General features: G+C 44.8%; 18 protein-coding genes and 1 pseudogene. 15 read left to right on the top strand and 4 right to left on the bottom strand.

What is annotated here, in order from left to right; all coding sequences use genetic code 11:
* Positions 1-343 precede the first annotated feature (343 nt).
* The 12 genes and pseudogenes from H6G00_RS30420 (at position 344) to H6G00_RS35825 (ending at position 10,664) form a co-directional block, all read left to right on the top strand.
* Positions 344-586 carry an RDD family protein gene (locus H6G00_RS30420; RefSeq protein ID WP_347278246.1) on the top strand — a complete coding sequence of 81 codons (243 nt, stop codon included), beginning with the start codon at positions 344-346 and terminating at the stop codon, positions 584-586.
* A 502-nt stretch (positions 587-1,088) separates the two neighbouring features.
* Positions 1,089-1,538, top strand: a complete 450-nt coding sequence (locus H6G00_RS30425) for a cupin domain-containing protein (RefSeq protein WP_190799574.1) — start codon at positions 1,089-1,091, stop codon at positions 1,536-1,538.
* A gap of 51 nt (positions 1,539-1,589) precedes the next feature.
* A complete protein-coding gene (locus H6G00_RS30430; RefSeq protein WP_190799575.1) occupies positions 1,590-2,279 on the top strand; it encodes an NAD(P)/FAD-dependent oxidoreductase in 690 nt (229 codons plus the stop codon).
* Positions 2,280-3,105: 826 nt separating this feature from the next.
* On the top strand, positions 3,106-5,277 hold the full coding sequence (locus tag H6G00_RS30435; RefSeq protein ID WP_190799576.1) for a dynamin family protein: 2,172 nt from the start codon (positions 3,106-3,108) through the stop codon (positions 5,275-5,277).
* A 16-nt stretch (positions 5,278-5,293) separates the two neighbouring features.
* The gene (locus H6G00_RS30440; protein WP_190799577.1) at positions 5,294-6,253 is read left to right on the top strand and encodes a hypothetical protein; all 960 of its coding nucleotides are present in this window, start codon (positions 5,294-5,296) and stop codon (positions 6,251-6,253) included.
* A gap of 9 nt (positions 6,254-6,262) precedes the next feature.
* The gene (locus tag H6G00_RS30445; protein WP_190799578.1) at positions 6,263-7,375 is read left to right on the top strand and encodes a hypothetical protein; all 1,113 of its coding nucleotides are present in this window, start codon (positions 6,263-6,265) and stop codon (positions 7,373-7,375) included.
* A gap of 277 nt (positions 7,376-7,652) precedes the next feature.
* The gene (locus H6G00_RS30450) at positions 7,653-8,054 is read left to right on the top strand and encodes a hypothetical protein (RefSeq protein WP_190799579.1); all 402 of its coding nucleotides are present in this window, start codon (positions 7,653-7,655) and stop codon (positions 8,052-8,054) included.
* 6 nt (positions 8,055-8,060) lie between these two features.
* A pseudogene (locus tag H6G00_RS36900) lies at positions 8,061-8,489 on the top strand (HNH endonuclease).
* 152 nt (positions 8,490-8,641) lie between these two features.
* Positions 8,642-8,935 (top strand): HNH endonuclease, encoded by a 294-nt coding sequence (locus tag H6G00_RS30460; protein WP_190799580.1) that lies wholly within the window; start codon positions 8,642-8,644, stop codon positions 8,933-8,935.
* A gap of 251 nt (positions 8,936-9,186) precedes the next feature.
* Positions 9,187-9,675 (top strand): alpha/beta fold hydrolase, encoded by a 489-nt coding sequence (locus tag H6G00_RS36905; RefSeq protein WP_347278245.1) that lies wholly within the window; start codon positions 9,187-9,189, stop codon positions 9,673-9,675.
* A 56-nt stretch (positions 9,676-9,731) separates the two neighbouring features.
* A complete protein-coding gene (locus tag H6G00_RS35820) occupies positions 9,732-10,286 on the top strand; it encodes a hypothetical protein (protein ID WP_242042598.1) in 555 nt (184 codons plus the stop codon).
* Positions 10,287-10,301: 15 nt separating this feature from the next.
* Complete coding sequence (locus H6G00_RS35825) at positions 10,302-10,664, top strand: hypothetical protein (RefSeq protein ID WP_242042599.1); 363 nt, start codon at positions 10,302-10,304, stop codon at positions 10,662-10,664.
* A 121-nt stretch (positions 10,665-10,785) separates the two neighbouring features.
* Here H6G00_RS35825 and H6G00_RS30470 read toward each other — a convergent pair whose 3' ends face one another.
* The 4 genes from H6G00_RS30470 to H6G00_RS30485 form a co-directional block, all read right to left on the bottom strand.
* The gene (locus tag H6G00_RS30470; RefSeq protein ID WP_190799581.1) at positions 10,786-11,127 is read right to left on the bottom strand and encodes a DUF86 domain-containing protein; all 342 of its coding nucleotides are present in this window, start codon (positions 11,125-11,127) and stop codon (positions 10,786-10,788) included.
* On the bottom strand, positions 11,114-11,434 hold the full coding sequence (locus H6G00_RS30475; protein WP_190799582.1) for a nucleotidyltransferase family protein: 321 nt from the start codon (positions 11,432-11,434) through the stop codon (positions 11,114-11,116). The genes H6G00_RS30470 and H6G00_RS30475 overlap by 14 nt, the downstream gene beginning before the upstream one ends.
* Positions 11,431-14,271: an SMEK domain-containing protein gene (locus H6G00_RS30480; protein ID WP_190799583.1), complete on the bottom strand. Its 2,841-nt coding sequence runs from the start codon at positions 14,269-14,271 to the stop codon at positions 11,431-11,433. The genes H6G00_RS30475 and H6G00_RS30480 overlap by 4 nt, the downstream gene beginning before the upstream one ends.
* Before the next feature lie 105 nt (positions 14,272-14,376).
* The gene (locus tag H6G00_RS30485) at positions 14,377-14,784 is read right to left on the bottom strand and encodes a hypothetical protein (RefSeq protein WP_190799584.1); all 408 of its coding nucleotides are present in this window, start codon (positions 14,782-14,784) and stop codon (positions 14,377-14,379) included.
* Positions 14,785-14,881: 97 nt separating this feature from the next.
* On the opposite strand from H6G00_RS30485, the gene H6G00_RS30490 reads away from it, so the two are divergent.
* The 3 genes from H6G00_RS30490 (at position 14,882) to H6G00_RS30500 (ending at position 16,118) form a co-directional block, all read left to right on the top strand.
* Positions 14,882-15,097 (top strand): hypothetical protein, encoded by a 216-nt coding sequence (locus H6G00_RS30490; protein ID WP_190799585.1) that lies wholly within the window; start codon positions 14,882-14,884, stop codon positions 15,095-15,097.
* 75 nt (positions 15,098-15,172) lie between these two features.
* Positions 15,173-15,703 carry an HNH endonuclease gene (locus tag H6G00_RS30495; protein WP_190799586.1) on the top strand — a complete coding sequence of 177 codons (531 nt, stop codon included), beginning with the start codon at positions 15,173-15,175 and terminating at the stop codon, positions 15,701-15,703.
* A 28-nt stretch (positions 15,704-15,731) separates the two neighbouring features.
* A complete protein-coding gene (locus tag H6G00_RS30500) occupies positions 15,732-16,118 on the top strand; it encodes an alr0857 family protein (protein WP_190799587.1) in 387 nt (128 codons plus the stop codon).
* Positions 16,119-16,122 lie beyond the last annotated feature (4 nt).

Genomic DNA, 16,122 nt, shown 5'->3' on the forward strand with positions numbered 1-16,122 from the left:
TTGTTGATTGGTTAGGTCTTTGCGTGAAATTGGATTGCGTGTAACCAAGATTGGTTTGTTGTCTTTGAAATACTCCTACTCCCATTTTAGCTGGGTTTTAAAACACGCCCTAGCACCATAAGAATCTGACAAACCGTCGTAAGAATCTGAAAGCGGTTAAGTATTAGTGTTTACTACACTGCAGGTAGAGAAGACAGAATGGATTAATAGTGAATGGCGGAGTGTGCTGGTGTAAATCAATTTCTGTTTATGACACAACTCATTAATGAACGGAGATTGATCAGCAGAAATAGTCTTGCGTCTCCCAATAAGGAAAAGAAACAACTCATGACACAACATCAAAATACAGTACTTTGGCTACTTCTGGAGCTGTCGAGGACGATCGATCGGCATGGGAATGATGAACATCAAAGTAGTCAAAACCGATTATCGTTCTTTATCTTTTCTGATGGCAGGTTTGCGTGGCTCCATTGGATACTACCTGAGCAGCCTCATCTTTTGGGTAGGGTGTCTCTGGTTTTTTGTGGATACACAGCAGCAGACTTGGCACGACAAGATTTTTAATACGATCGTGTTGGAAGGGTAGATGAAAGGAAATGATGAGGCATTTTACCCGGTTCACTTTACTGTATTTAGCAGCGAGAGTTTGCCTAACCGCGATCGCACTTCAGCTTCCTAACATCACCTCAAACACTAAAACAATTCTGCTCGTGAATGCTGGATTGTTATACCTTTGTGCTATCCTCAGCCCCTTCCCGTTTTGGCATCGAAGTCAAGCAGGACTACCTCAAGATCGAAATTCCATCATGCCTCGGGTCATTATTGCATTGATGCTTATTATCACAATTTCCGACCTGGTGCATCGCAACTGGACACTGGAATCTATTGCAAGAGCGTTTTTAGTCCTACTGGCCATCTTGGGACAGACAGAAAAACTCTTTATCAGAAGCCAAATTCGGAGTCATCTTGATAACTAGAGCAAGCACCGGATGAGGACGGACTAAGGAAGAAGATTAATCGTTATTGCGATCGAGTGCGTTTAAAACAACTACAGCGCCATTACACATAAACTCAATAGGAATAATTTCATGATGCAATATTTCTGGTTTTTTGGTTCTTGCCTCACCATCCTTGCCGATCACACCACAACCGGAGGGCAGTATGATCTGATCGAAGGTTACTTTCCACCTGGCTCACAGACTCCTCCTCATCGCCACACGCGCTATTCTGAACAACTCTACGTGCTGGAAGGAGAATTCACGATTTGGGCAGGTGAGCAAGAATTAGTACTCAGCACAGGTGAAAACTTTCTGATTCCAGCCGGCACACCTCACGTCGTTGCCGCACTCGGCGACCAACCAGCGAATGGATTGATGATTGCTGCGCCCAGTGCCTTTGCTCGATTAATTGCAGCCGTAGGAACGCAGAATAGAACGGACATACCAAATATCGAGTTGTTCGATCGCATTTCTGCCGACATTGGCGATGAGATTTTAGGTTCGCCCGGAACTTTACCCTCTGCTAGCACAGAAACGTAGTCAATCACCATTTATAACGCTTTACTCCTCTTTTGTCAGCGAACTAGAAACATGAACACTTACACTTCGTCTAGTCTTTTGGATGTGATTATTGTGGGTGCAGGTCCAACCGGACTTAGTGCTGCTCTGCTGTTGGGGCGATCGCGCAAACAGGTTCTCGTCATCGATTCTGGTCAACTCCGCAATGCTGTATCTCACGCAGCAAACGGCTTCTTTTCCAGAGATGGAATTGCACCTTCAGAACTGTTGCAAATCGGACGTGAGCAGTTGCACAAGTATAAAAATGTGAGATTTCAGACAGGTAAAGTAATCGATGCCAAGCCGCTTGGAACAGAGAAGGATGATCGCTTTCAAATCACACTCGATTCGGGTGAGCAATTCACCACGCGAAAATTGCTGTTAGCGACGGGTGTAACAGATAAGTTGCCTGCGATCGCAGGCTTTGCAGAACTATGGGGAACGGGTGTGTTTCACTGCCCCTACTGTCACGGCTGGGAAGTTCAAGATCAACCGCTGGCAATCTATGGCAAAGGTGCAACAGGGTTTGAAATGGCGCAACATCTCACAGGCTGGAGCCGTGATCTAATCCTTTGTTCAAATGGTAACGCGGAATTAAGTGAGGACCAACGAAACCAATTATCAACGTGGGGAGTTGAACTTCGCGAGGAAAAGATTGCCCGGCTGGAGCAAGAAAACGGAGCATTAACTGGAATTGCGCTGACTACTGGTGAGGTGATGTAGAGCGAAGAAATAAGTGTCACAACCGAAGAAATAAATGTCACAACCGCTTTTTGCCTCAAAGCTTTACAGAGTAAGACTTTGAGGTTTTTTAGTCGCCAATTTTTAGAGAAAACGCCACCGAAGAATTACGTGTCATTTCGTGAGGCTACCGAAGGAATAAATGTCATTTCGTTAATCATTGCTTGAAACTCCTATTCTGCAAGGGCTTTAGCGTTTTCTGCGATCACCGAAGAATTTCATGTCACTTCGTTAGCTTAGAAGCTAAAACCTATATGCAACAGTAATTTCAGGCTTTTCTGGCTTAAGCGAAGAATTACGTGTCATTTCGTTGGAGCCGTTTTCCTTCACGCTGAGATCGCCTATCACTCATGAAATAATCCTACGAGTAGATTCTATGTTGGAATCGATTGCTTTGTTTAGGGAGTTGTCGCTGAGTGGCTACCCATCCTCACTCTGATCCTAGGGAAGAAAATTTGTCTTATCTTGTATGATTGCAACCGCTACGCTACAACTTCCAGACCCAATTTACCAGTGACTCGTTGATACAGCGATCGCATTCGAATAGGTCATGCTCCATCGCTGAAAGTAGTAGCCCCCGGACTTGAATGCTCTTCACATTGGTGCAGACAAGACGACATGATCATGCGAATAGCATCAATGGTGAACGCGTCCATGGGGTTATGCAGTTTGAGATGAGGCTAACCCAATGTGATAAACCCCTCAAAAGAGGGAACTCTAATTCTAAAGCAATCCTGCTGTGGGATGTAAAGGTTCCTTGCAGTTGCTCTTGTCATAGTACTGTCACAACAATAAGTCCTTCTATTCAATGAATACTTCTAGAAGCGCTGTCATTGACCAAATCATTGAGAAACGTAAACCGCTTGCAAAAAAGATTCAGCAAATTGAAGCTAACTTGGAATTTTTAGCAGACAAGTTAGGACGTCTTGAAGCTTACCGACAGGCTGTGCTTGGGCAAGCTAAAAGTCAAGTGGTTAGGCAACGTTTAGAGATGGTCAACATTTCACGTTGCAAAGACAGTATCTCTAACGAGCTAAAAACTTTAAGGAAGCTGAGAAACCGGTTTGATAGACCTACACTCAATGTTGGCGTTATCGGGCGAATGGGGCAGGGCAAAAGTACTTTGCTACAAAGCTTTAGCGGATTGACCGATGTTGAGATCCCGGCAAGAGTGGGACGAGCTTGCACCGCAGTTCGAAGTGTTTTATACAATCACGAGGGTGCGACTCAAGTTTCAGTTGTTTTACATTCAGAAGAATCATTTTTACGGGACGTTATTCATGAATATTGGCAAGAGCTAGGTTGGAATGAAGCACCTGTAAATCTGAATGCATTTGCATATAATCGATTGCCAGACTTGGTAGATGATGATGCGCTGAAGATTGAGGTTTACAAGCATCTCAAAGATTATCATGAGCATGTAGATAAGTATCGATCGCTCCTACAAGCGGACATACAACCTAGAAAAAAAGAAATTTCTAAACAGGAAATTGAAGAGTACGTTACTCAACAGAGGGATAGCCAAAATCAGTTAACGACGTTCAAGCATTTAGCAGTAAAGGAAGTGAAAATTAACTGCTGCTTTAGCAATGAGGATGTTGGTAAAATCGCACTGGTTGACGTTCCTGGTTTAGGAGATACTAAGTTGGGTGACGAGGCTCTAATGCTAAGAACTCTAGGGCAAGAAGTAGATGTTGTCCTGTTTGTGCGTAGACCCGACCCAATCCGGTACCAGTGGGAAAAAGAAGATGCGGTCTTGTATCGCAATGCTGCGAGAGAGCTCAACCAGATCGCTCAACGAGCATTCATGGTATTGAATCATCAATCTAGTGCTGGTGACAACTTGAGTGGTTGCAAGGAGTTACAAAAAGCTATTTCATTTGATGTTGTTGAATGTTTGATTGTTGATTGTTCAAATCATGAAGCATCCAATCAACTGTTGGATGCTGTTTTGACACATCTAACCAATCCTGATCTTCGTCTTGATGAAGAATATTTTCAGTCTGTGTGCAAGAGTAGTTTGCAGCAAATTCAGGAGGACGTGATTGCAGAGTTAGAAAAAGCACGGCAGGGGTATGAGAGCTCAAGTTTTGCTGAGGAAGAACGCGTTGACGATCTGTTTGAGGAATTTTGGGAGGCATTGGCCGGAAGTTTGAAGGCGAAATTGGGTGAGATTCGCAGTCGGCGTAATGACCCTGATCCCGCATTTAAGAAGCAGATGGAGGAAACACTGCAACATTGTCGGGAAGATACAGGTGTTCCACCTCTAAGTACTATTCAAGGCTGGATTGATAGCAAAGGAGGACCTCAAACAGCCTATGAATTGTGCCTCAACGAAGTTCGTTTGATGCTCTCGCAAAAATTTATTTCGCTGGATCAGGGCTTAAAGCAATCCCTAAATCAGGCAAAGGGTGAAATGGCTACTGCACTGGCTACCGCCAGTGGTTTATCAGGGCTTTCACAGGCAAAAGGAGCTGAGTTTCTGAACGAGGTTGCTCAACAAATTCCTAACGATCTGCACATCTTGAAAGAAGTCTTTCAAACCTTTGCAGGATTTGACCTTCTATATCGTGGGATGATTCAGCATCGCATTCGCCCCCAACTTGATCCCCTTACCCCTGGCGCACTTAACTGTCCTCAAATTTCTAAATCGCCTACCGCACAGGATATTTTGGAAACTTTAGGAGAATTACAGAAAGAAGCCGTTTACAACTGTGAGCAAGCGTTGAAAGGCTCGCACGAAACAAAGGGATTACTGGAAGAACCAAGCCAAGCTGTGTTTGCGATCGCAGAGGAATTTGTAGATGGGGTGCTGTGGGCAAAAGATGTTAAAGCCCAATGGAAAAAATTCTTGCGACGAGTCCGTACTAAGGTTTGGACTGGTGAATTTGAAGTCTTTGAAGCCTGGAAAGAATGGCAAAGACTGATTGAGCGTGTTGAAGACGCGAATAAATTGCTCCTCAACGATCTTCTAAATTGAGTAAAGGGTATTTGCAATGACAGAGATAAAGATCACGATGCTGGGACCCAGTAGTGTCGGCAAGACAAGCCTGCTTACTGCTATGTACGAGCAGTTTAAGGATGTTGCTAGTGGGACTAGGTTACAGTTAACTCCGGTAGGTGATAGTGGAATTCTTTTACAAGACCGATTGAGCGAACTTAAAAACCTTCCTGACACATTTACCAGTATTAAAGCTGAAGGAGGGATATCAAACTCTAATAAAGTTTCAGTATTTAAGTTTGACTTAGGGAAACGGGGTAAAAACAACTCGTTACTAACCCTACAATTTCTGGATTACCCCGGTGGTTACCATAAAGATAAACAGGAATATCTCACTCAACAATTGACTGAGTGTGTTGCAGTACTAGTTGCAATCGATGCCACAGCACTTATGGAAGAGGGTGGTCGCTGGCATGATTCGGTTAACCGACCGCAACAGATTACTGAGTTATTCGAGAATACTTACATAAATTTGGATTCACCTCGATTAGTTATTCTAGCACCTGTCAAGTGTGAGAAATATTTGCAAGACAGTGAATCGCTTCGCAAGTTGCACAAAGCAATTCGAGAGAGCTATAAGAACTTACTCAATCATCTTCGTTCAGAAGAATTGCTAACAAAAGTTGCAGTTGTAGTTACACCCGTACAAACTGTTGGTAGTGTTTTCTTCTCTCGTATTGATGTAATTGAGGAATCTCCTCAATTTGTGTTCCGCAAGCCAAATGCAGCTGCTAAATACAATCCAAAAGGTAGCGAGCAACCCCTACGCTACTTACTGAGCTTTCTCCTGAAACGTTATGACGAGCAGCGGGCATGGGGATTCTTCAAATTAATTCTTGCCCTCCTCAATAGAGATACAGAGTTTAAGGATGCAATTCGTCAATTTACATTTGCTTGCGTAAGAGATAGTAGCTCTGAAGTAGTGCAGGGGCAACTTCTGCTGACTGTTGATTAGGAGGGTGAGATGCAAATTTTTATTCAAAGTCGTGGCTTTTCACGGGAGCAGGACTATACCTGGCTAAAGCTTAACCAATCTGGGATAGAGCCTTTAGATCCACCTTTGTACTCATCAATGATCGATTCTATAGAACTGAGGGATTTCTCAGTAGTACTGGGAAGATGGAATGGTCAGATCTGCTTACTGGTAGCGGGACTGAAAAGTGATCGCAAGGATATTGCCCACCGCCCGATCAGGAATTCGGTGATGTGGATTAGCCAAGATTCTGAGGATGAGTCTGCATTCCGAGCACTAGCTGCCTATGCCTTGAAAAGCCAGATATCGACATCTTCTAACCGATCCCTACAGCGAGATGTAGATAAAGTAGTACAGGTCGCAGAAAACTATGGATTTCAGTCTTCATTTTCTGCTCTACAGCCTGAAGAATTTGCTGCATCCAGCATTTCTGAGCCTAAAACTAAACTTGAAATAAATGACGATGACAGATGCACAGCAGATAAAATTAACAAGATTGCTGAACAGATTGAAAAGTGCTATTTGCCCCAAAACAACCAAAACTTAATTTTTATTTTTACATCCTCAACATCTCTAAAGAAATTGGATGAGCCACAGAATTGGCGAGTAATTAGGAAATCATCTAGTACATTAACTACTCCCCGTAAAGTCATGCCGTCTGCAATATCTTTAGATCAAGAAAATACAGCTATCTCTAATCTAAAAGATTTTTTGATTAAAGCCCTTTTTCCATCATTAGTTTCTGCAGCATTAACAGCGATTATATTTTTAGCGCCCCCTATTAGGAACTGGTTGGCCTCACCTTGTCCATCTTTGCCTAGTTCTGCGGCAGTAACTTTTAGCGGACAGCCAGTTTTTGCAGGACTAACTATTCCTTTGGTCATTGAAGGAACGGACTCTCGAATCAAGAAGTTAGTTTTGATTCGAGATCATAAGGAAAGCCGGGAAGTAGGTTTAAAGTCTAGTGGGTTTTATGAATATCCTGGATTTCAAACTGAAGGAAAGCATTATTTGACTCTGCAAGGGCTTGATAATGAAGGTAATGTAATCGGTGAGCAGACAAGGGAATATATAGTCCAAAAGCTCTCAGTCATTAAACGATAGATATTGTCTCTACACAAAATCTAAGGTAAAGAAGAACCTAGAAGTTCTACACTCTATTGGTTTTGAGTTTCACCAATTTCCCAAAAGATTACGTGTCATTTCATGGAGGCAACTCCACCTTCCGTTGGTAATTACCTACCATTGACGCTAAATCTACTCTTTCATGAGGCTTTTTAGGTGTAAGGTACTATGTTCTTTCAGCTGGTACTCGCTGACTGGCTTTCCGTCTTCAAGATGCTCCCGGTAGAATATGAGGAGATAAACTTGTTGTCCTCGTATGACTGCAACTGTCACATTGCAACTTCCAGATCCTATCTATCAGCGATTGGTCAATACGGCGATCGCAACCGGGCGATCGCTTGAAGAGGTCATGCTTCATGCGCTGAAAGTCGGTAGTCCTCCAGATTGGGAGAATGCACCCGATGAGTTCAAGGCAGATTTAGCCGCTCTTGACCGTTTGGAAGATGAGGCTCTATGGAAAGTTGCCACCGGTCGCAAGACTGAGGAGGAGATGGCACGGCATTTCGAGTTGTTGGAGCGTAACAAGGAACACACTCTTACCCCAGCAGAACAGGTGGAGTTGGTAGAACTGCGATCGCAGGCGGATCTTTTCATGTTACGGAAAGCCCATGCTGCTGCTCTTTTACGTTGGCGTGGTCATCGTGTTCCCCATCTCTAATTACTTGTGTCTGCCTATATTCCTGAATCTTTAAGGACTCAAATTCGAGAGGGCGATCGCCATCGCTGCTGCTACTGCTTGACTAGCGAAGCCAATAGCGGTCTTCCGATAAGCTTTGACCACATTCATCCTCAGTCCAAAGGCGGGAACACTTCCTTTGAAAATGTTTGCTTGGCTTGTCGCTCCTGCAGTGAGTACAAATCCGACTTGACCAAGCCCAGGATCCGCTCACTGGGGAAATCGTTCCCTTGTTTAATCCGAGGGCACAGCAGTGGTCAGAACACTTCGCTTGGAGCCTAGATGCAACTACGAGTGGAGGGGCAAACGCCAGTCGGACGAGCCACGATTGCTGCATTACGGATGAACAATTCGGTCATCGTGGCTGCTCGTTCGCGTTGGGTTATTAGTGGTTGGCATCCTCCTACAATTCAGTGAAAGTTTTTTCCTGCCTGCCACTGACAAATTCAAACGCTCTACAACTGTGTGTTGGAGGTAAACCGATTAGGCTGGTAGTGTTGGACCGGGAGGGCGATCGCTAGGATCAAGTTATGGGTCACTGTTCCCCATCATCCACTGATTACTAAACAATGCCGCAGCCCTGTGAACCTTGCCAGCGAGAGATGTCCAATCTCACCGAACACCACCTGATTCCTCGTCAAAAGACGAAACGCAAGGGTCTTGACCCCAGCCCCACAATTCAAATTTGCTCTGCCTGCCACCGACAAATCCATACGCTCTACGACAACTCCCATCTGGCACTGCACTTGAATACGTTAGAGAAGCTGAAGCAAGACCCGCAGCTACAGAAATTTTTCGTCTGGGTTCACCAGCAAGACCCGAATAAGCGAGTGAAGATAGATCGAAAGCGTGACCCCTGCTGAAGCCGTTAAAATTGGTTCTAGATTGGCAATCTGTCGCGGGTGAACTGGAGTAGTGAGTTTCACGGCTTCGGTTCGCCTCACCGTTCAAGGAAAGCTGTTTTGCTCACATTGTTGGGGCGATCGTCGAGAAGAAATGGCTTTTCACGTCTGACCATGAATCGCTAACTTCGAGATATTGGCTGAATTTCTAAATCCTGAAGATTGATTTTGCGTTACACCAGTAGGTGGTGTTTGAACGTTGGCTGAAGCCCGTGAAATTAAACTATAAACGCTGGGGACTGCTGATACTCGCAATTCTGCTGGTTGTTTTGTCCTGGGTAGGTATCGCGATCGCTCGATCTGGGCTGGAGGTGCGATCGTTCCAAAAAGAGGGTATTCCTCTGCTCTACCTGGCTCTTCAAGGGGCAAGTGAAGTCCCAGGAGTGTTGGTTGCACATGGGTTTGCAGGCTCTAAACAGTTAATGTTGGGGTATGGACACGTCCTGGCTCATGCAGGTTATGCGGTCATGCTCTGGGATTTTGATGGACATGGCGCGAACGGGACTCGTTTACAGCGTTATGAGCTACAGCAGAATCTGGATGTCGCTTTGCAAGCTCTCCTAGAACAACCCCAGGTTGACCCAAGTCGCTTGGCATTGCTAGGGCACTCGATGGGCAGCGGCATTGTGATGAATGCTGGCATTCGTGAGCGAGATCGCTTTGCGGCGACCGTTGCGGTTTCTCCAATGGGGGGAATGTAACTCCCCAATCTCCCCGAAATCTGCAACTACAGGCAGGGAGTGGAGAGGGACGATTTGTGGGCAATGCCGAGCGATTGCTGGCACAGGCGGGGGGAGATAACACAAACTTGGCAACAGGGCAGGGGCGAGAACTGGTGGTCATTCCGGGTGTCGAACATATCACAATCCTGTTTAGTGATGGTAGTCATCAGGCAGCACTACGGTGGCTGGATGCAACGTTTGGGGGAGCAAATGGTAGCCAGTATCGCGATTTGACGAGTCAACGCTATCGCGACCGCCGCATGGCTTGGTATGGACTACACCTGTTAGTTTGGTTAATCGGATTAGCAGCAATCTCACCCTTCCTAATTCACCCTCCATTGATAGCCACAAAAATAGCTCCTATTCGACGATGGGCAGGCTTAATCCTTGCTCCGCTGGCGGCAACCGCAGGGTTAGTCGTGCTGAGTCAGCAGTTTGAACTCCAGAATTTGGGTGGTGTTCAAGTTGGTGGAGCAGTTGGAGTCTGGTTTTTGATTGCTGGATTCACCTGGCTGGGAGTGCTAGCGCGTCTACCTCGCCCTACCCTTCCTGCCGTTGGGCTGGGAGTTGTGCTGTTTATCATCCTCTAGATTGCCTTTGGTGCATTGGCGCAGACGACTTGGCTTCAGTGGTGGCTGATTCCAATTCGACTCAAAGTGTGGGTGCCCGTGGCGATCGCCTGTTTCCCCTGGTTTTTGGCAGCGGGAATCGTGCAAGAGAATATTGGGGTTGGCAAACGCATTCTCTGGTGGCTGGGACAGAGCGTCGTCCTGATTGGTGGCTTCGTGTTGACACTCAACTTTCTACCTCAATTGGGATTTATGCTTTTGCTGTTGCCGCTATTTCCACCACTGATGGGAATCTTGTCTCTGGTTGCTAGTTTGTTGAATCGAGCATGGGTCTACGCAATCGGCTCTGCTTTATTCTTCGGTTGGTTGCTGGCAGCAGGTTTTTCCCTCTCTGCTTGACATCAGCAGAATTGATTGTGGAAGCGATCGCAGCACAATAGTCAGTCATTTCACTGCAATCGCGCTTCTGCTCCAAACCATAATGCGATTGAGAACATCCATAACTTTATTACGGCAACGGTTATGGCTCTTCCGACGGGAGTAACGACTGAAGAGAGGTTAGTAATTCAGGCAGTTTGTTTTGAATCACATCCCAAACGACATCGAGATCAACCTGATCGTACTCATGAACAATAACATCCCGCATTCCTGCAATTTCTCGCCAGGGAACTTCTGGATGTTGCTGACGAAAGTCCTGAGACAACCGTTTGGTTGCTTCACCAATAATCGTAATTTGATAGAGAATTGCAGATACTTTTTCGTCGTTTATTTCGAGACTGGCACGATCGCAATCAGCGGCATAGCGCAAAACTCGCCTGACTGCTCGTTCAATATCAATTAAGGATTCGTTATCGCGTGGCATAGACAACTTGTGCAGATTCGAGAATATTTTTGCGTCGTAGCCAGTTCTCGCTGCGTTCGATCGCCGCTTTGACAATAAAATCGACTTTACGACCGAAGATGATTTGTAGCTCGTCTTTCATTTGCAGGGTTTCAGATAACCCTCGTTTTGCTTCTGGTGCGAAAGTGACTAACACATCAATGTCACTATCAGGACGAAAATCATCTCGCAGAATAGAACCAAATAAGGCGAACTCGATAATCTGCCAGCGATCGCAAAATTTTTGAATTTGTTCTATTGGCAGTTCAATACTATTTTGGGTCTTCATAGCTTTACCTCTCCATCATCTGTAGACAAATCAGCACGAGTAGAAGGAGAACCATACCATGCGTGATAAAAGTCTAGATATCTCATGTTTTGAGCACAATGCCAAACTATATCAGTGTAAGATTCATACTGTAAAAGGTTGGCGTCAATGCTAGCAAGAAAACTTTCATTTGATAAAAAATTTCTCTTTAAAGTTCTAATTATTTCTGTAAAATTTTCACGTCTAAGCTCCTTTTTAATTTCTCCAGTAATTCTGTTAACATCCCAATCATCACTACAATTTTCAATTTCACAAATTAAACTATTGATGTTAATAGTAGAGCTTTCCTTAGTTGAATAACTTTCAAGGAAAGATTGAGTCTGATCGACTTCTGGAGTATGTGTATACATGACGACTTCATAAACGCGCTCATGTTCATCAACAGCAGCCATAGCTTCTTGATGTTCCGGGGCAATTTTAAGTAAAACTCCGGCAGCAAGAGCACGGTTCCAAAAATCCCTACTCGTTTGAAGTATCTGTATCAAAAACTCTATAATTTCTGGGCTTTTCTTTCCATTTCTCTCAAAGTAAGCGAGGATTTCACGTAAAACATTTTCAGGGATTCCTCGATTTACTAAACCAATAAGTTTTTTAATGACTTGTTCCTGATCAAGTCTCCTAAGTAACTCTCTAGCTGATCTTTCAACAGGTTTAATTGATTTTATAGAAGTTCTATTTTCAGGGTTTGAAATTCCAAAACTCAAATTTATTGTGTTATCTATCATTAAATTGTCAATCCTTTCTAGCAGTAATCTCATCTCATTGGAAGAGTTATCCAAAATTTTACTTTTGATACATTGAATGCCAATCGCAGCAAAAAATCTTGCTTGTAAAGTATAATAAATCCAACACTCCTCCTCAAACTCAATAAGCTCTAGAGTAGTTTCAACTTTTAGTCCAGTTTGAATATTGTCTATATCCATGTACAGCAGAAAAACTTCATTCCACTGCGATTCAAAAATTCGATAAGTTCCTTCATCTGGATTATGAGGAACATGGTTTAGGAAGAAATGCCAATCACCAATTACCAATGCTGCAAAGTATTCTTGAAACGTAGGATGGAAAAAGGCATAGACACTTTCGAGCGGATTTTCTTCTGCAACGCCAATACAATTGAGCCAACCAAGTTGGAGCGCAAGATAAAACAGTGAATCCTCATCATCGGTAGCACCAAGAAACCTGTTGACAAACCTCTCTCGTAGACGAAAGCGAGAACTTTTCTGATCAATTGCTTCTTTCGCCAGTTTTCCTAAAGCACGGTTCAATTCTTCACGCTTGGCTGCACTTAATTGTATTGGAACCTTGCCCTTATTCCATTCATAAAACGTATCCATAAACCACTCATACAGTTCAGCTTTTGTTTCCGGGAGTTCACCTTGCCGCAGTTGCCAACTGTAACAGAGCAAGGTCAAGCGCAATGGATTTTTCACCATATCCTGAATTCGTTCTCTGCCCGGTTGTTCCAACGCTACCTTCAGCTTTTGCTGTAATGCTGGTTCAGTTGCAAACCATTTATCAACAAGCTGATGCACTTCGGTTGGGTACTCAAAATCTAGATTGCGGTACACATCGAAACCATCAAGTGCATTCTTCCCCGTATCCCACACATTTAACCGACAGGTTAGAACAACCCGCACATTCTGCAACCAGCCCTCACGCATCTGAGTAGCAATCTGGTAAAGTGCATCCGAAATTGCCATTTCATCCACACCATCCAGCAACAACCAAACCTTCCCGGTTTTGAGCAGTTGCTCCAGTTCATCTCGGTGCTCTGGCGAGACTTCTAGCTCCTGAATTGCTGTTTGCAGCCAGTCACCCAGTAAACACTCTCTTAGTTTTCTTGTTCCTACTTCTGCTAACGGAATCCAAATGGGTATTCCATCGGTTTCCTCTAGAATCCAATCTTCAATTTTCTGAAGTTGGGTTGTCTTTCCGGCTCCAGGTTCCCCAATAATTGCAATACGCTCTCCTTGGCTATGCTTACTTTGCCGTTGCCGCAATACTTGTTCAAAAAAGTCCTTTGGGGTAATGGGTATAATCTTCTCCTCATAAAGTTCTGAACCTTGCTCTGCTGAGGCACCATCATTAGAGCTGTGTTTTGACTTCTCTCGTCTCTCTACTACTCCTAACGGCACAAAGATTTCATTCAGTTGAAAGCGAACTCCATTCCGCCTCATCAAAGCATTCGTTGTTAATCCTTTCCAATGGCTCAGCAGATCTCTGCAAGTTTCCCTCCAATCAATCTTTTGCCTTGATCTATCAGTCAGCACCGATGAAAACCTTTGATCTTCACCAAAATATGCTTCTAAAATTTCTTGAACTCTTAATGTTTTAGCAATTTCAAATTCAAGAATTTTGTTAAAAAGATCGTGATGGTTTAATATGTCTCTTTGTGAATCAAAATGAAATTTATTTTGAACGATCGATTGAATTACTTTATTAGAGTAAGGTTCTTCCTTGTCTCTCAGGATAAAAATAATCAATCGAGAATACTTTAAATACTGATTATCTTCGATAAATTTCTTAAGGGTTTTCTTAACCTTGTCAAGGGTAGGGGTAGCTGTGACTTGAATGGATATTCCTGCTACTTCATCAGCTAGATCAATACCAGGATAATTCTTTTTCTCAGAATTAAGATTTGTCAGGCTCCATCCATATACCTCATTGAGTAAAGGTATCAATATTGTTTCTGCGTCTTTATTGAGGTCAGTTCTACCGCTACGTGATCCTATATCAATTGACGTTACAAACTTAGCCAATAACTCTTCAATTCGATCTCGTGCCTCTGTTAGCCTCATTAGTTGTCTTAACCTCAAATAAAGCCTCAAAGCTTTCTATACAAGTCTACTAACAAAGTTTTCTGCTCAAAACGAGTATTGCAGCTATTTCAAGCGGCGATCGCCTCACTCTCCATCATCAGTCATTCCAAAACTCAGAGGAACCATATTTCCAGTCATTGTCAATCCCAACCACATGGGTTGTTGTGGATGGATCAGTTGACCCGTAACGGCGCATCGCTGTTCTTGCTGGGCAACTGCCCTAAACGTCGCTCGAATATCTGATAGGGAAAAGATCGAGGGGTAAGAGGGCAGTATGAAGCCGTTTTCCCTTTGGGGTAATTGCCGATTTCCATCATGCAGTAACTCGTCTGGTCGCACCTGTTGTTCTACAAACCGCCAGAGCACGTCTCGGATGAGGGTTTGATACCCCTGCTCTCCAGAGATTTCCCGTAATCGCTCCTTCAGTTCCGGTTCTAGTCGGATACTCGTGACCTGCATTTCCGAAGTGCTACCTCGCTTATGTGTATTCATAACCAACGCCCTAATTTCTCTAAAAGGGTGGACAAGTCAATACTACAAGTGTAGTATGTAGACATCCAGAATTGTAATACAAATACTACAGCTTTCCATGATACACATCCTCATCACATTAGCCAGCGCCATGCAGTGCCGACCCCATTCAGGTTTAGGCAGAGCAGCGGCGCTGTTTGCATTTGAGGGGACGTATCGGTTTAGTGGCGGTAAATCCGTCAGCGAAGGCATTGATAGCAAAGTGACCGGATGGCTCAATTCGGATCAACCCACTAGCAGCGGGAGGTGCAGGGCAATCCTGACACCGACATAGGGAAACCCATATTAACTTCCCCAACCCCCGCTCCTGGTGCTCAGAGGCGGGGGTTATTTTTTGAGGAGAAAACTGATGCAGACCAAGCAGCGACAGAAAATTCCAATACTCCAAAACCAGGTCGTGGTGTTCTCTAAGAACTACCTGCCCCTGGCGCGGATCAACCTTAAACGGGCGATCGTGCTTCTGGTTACTGGACAAGCAGAGACCCTGGAATTCAGTAGCACCCAGCAATGGGAAGTACGCTTTCCCAGTGTCGTACTACAAATCCCAGATCACATCCGGTTGACCAGTGGTAATTCAGAGCGGCACTGGAAACTGCCTCCAGTCAATCGTCGAGAAGTCGTCCGCCGCGACAACTACATCTGTCAGTACTGCGGCAGCACCAAGCACCTGACGCTGGATCACGTCATTCCCCGCTCGAAAGGCGGCACCCATACCTGGGACAACGTAGTGACAGCCTGCGAGAAGTGCAACTCGGCTAAGGGCGATAGCCTCCTACATGAAACCCCAATGGTGCTGAAGACCAAACCTAAAGCACCGATGCACCCTGCGATCGCCTTTGCCGAGCAGTTCTGGAAAGAGCAGCAGCCTGTTGACACCTGACCTCAAGCCTAGAAAGGAGGCACGACTGATGTTGAAGCTGAACTACACCGACGTTGGGCTGTACATGGAGCAAACCATGACCAACCCCGAATTGTTGATTGCCCAGCGAGTCCTCTTGGCAGTGCAGTTAGGGCGATCGCTCCATGTTGAACCCGGTTGTGCCTCCTTTCTGCTGCCTGCTGATATTCCTGAACTGAAAGTGCTGGAGATGGCACTACATCGGGAGTACGGCTTAGTAGCCACCCTCATTGCTGTGGATGAGGAGTTTGTCGAAGTCGGACTCAGCGGAAGCTGGATTGCCGAGGACAAAGACGCTCACGAAGGGATGTTCTTGGCGGTAATGAGCGATCGTACTGAGTTCTTGATCTACAAGCTGTGGCAGATGAGCGAAGCCCACATTTCCTCTCCAGCTTAGGGGT

The sequence above is a fragment of the Leptolyngbya sp. FACHB-541 genome (assembly GCF_014695875.1).
Lineage (GTDB): Bacteria > Cyanobacteriota > Cyanobacteriia > Elainellales > Elainellaceae > JAAUTN01.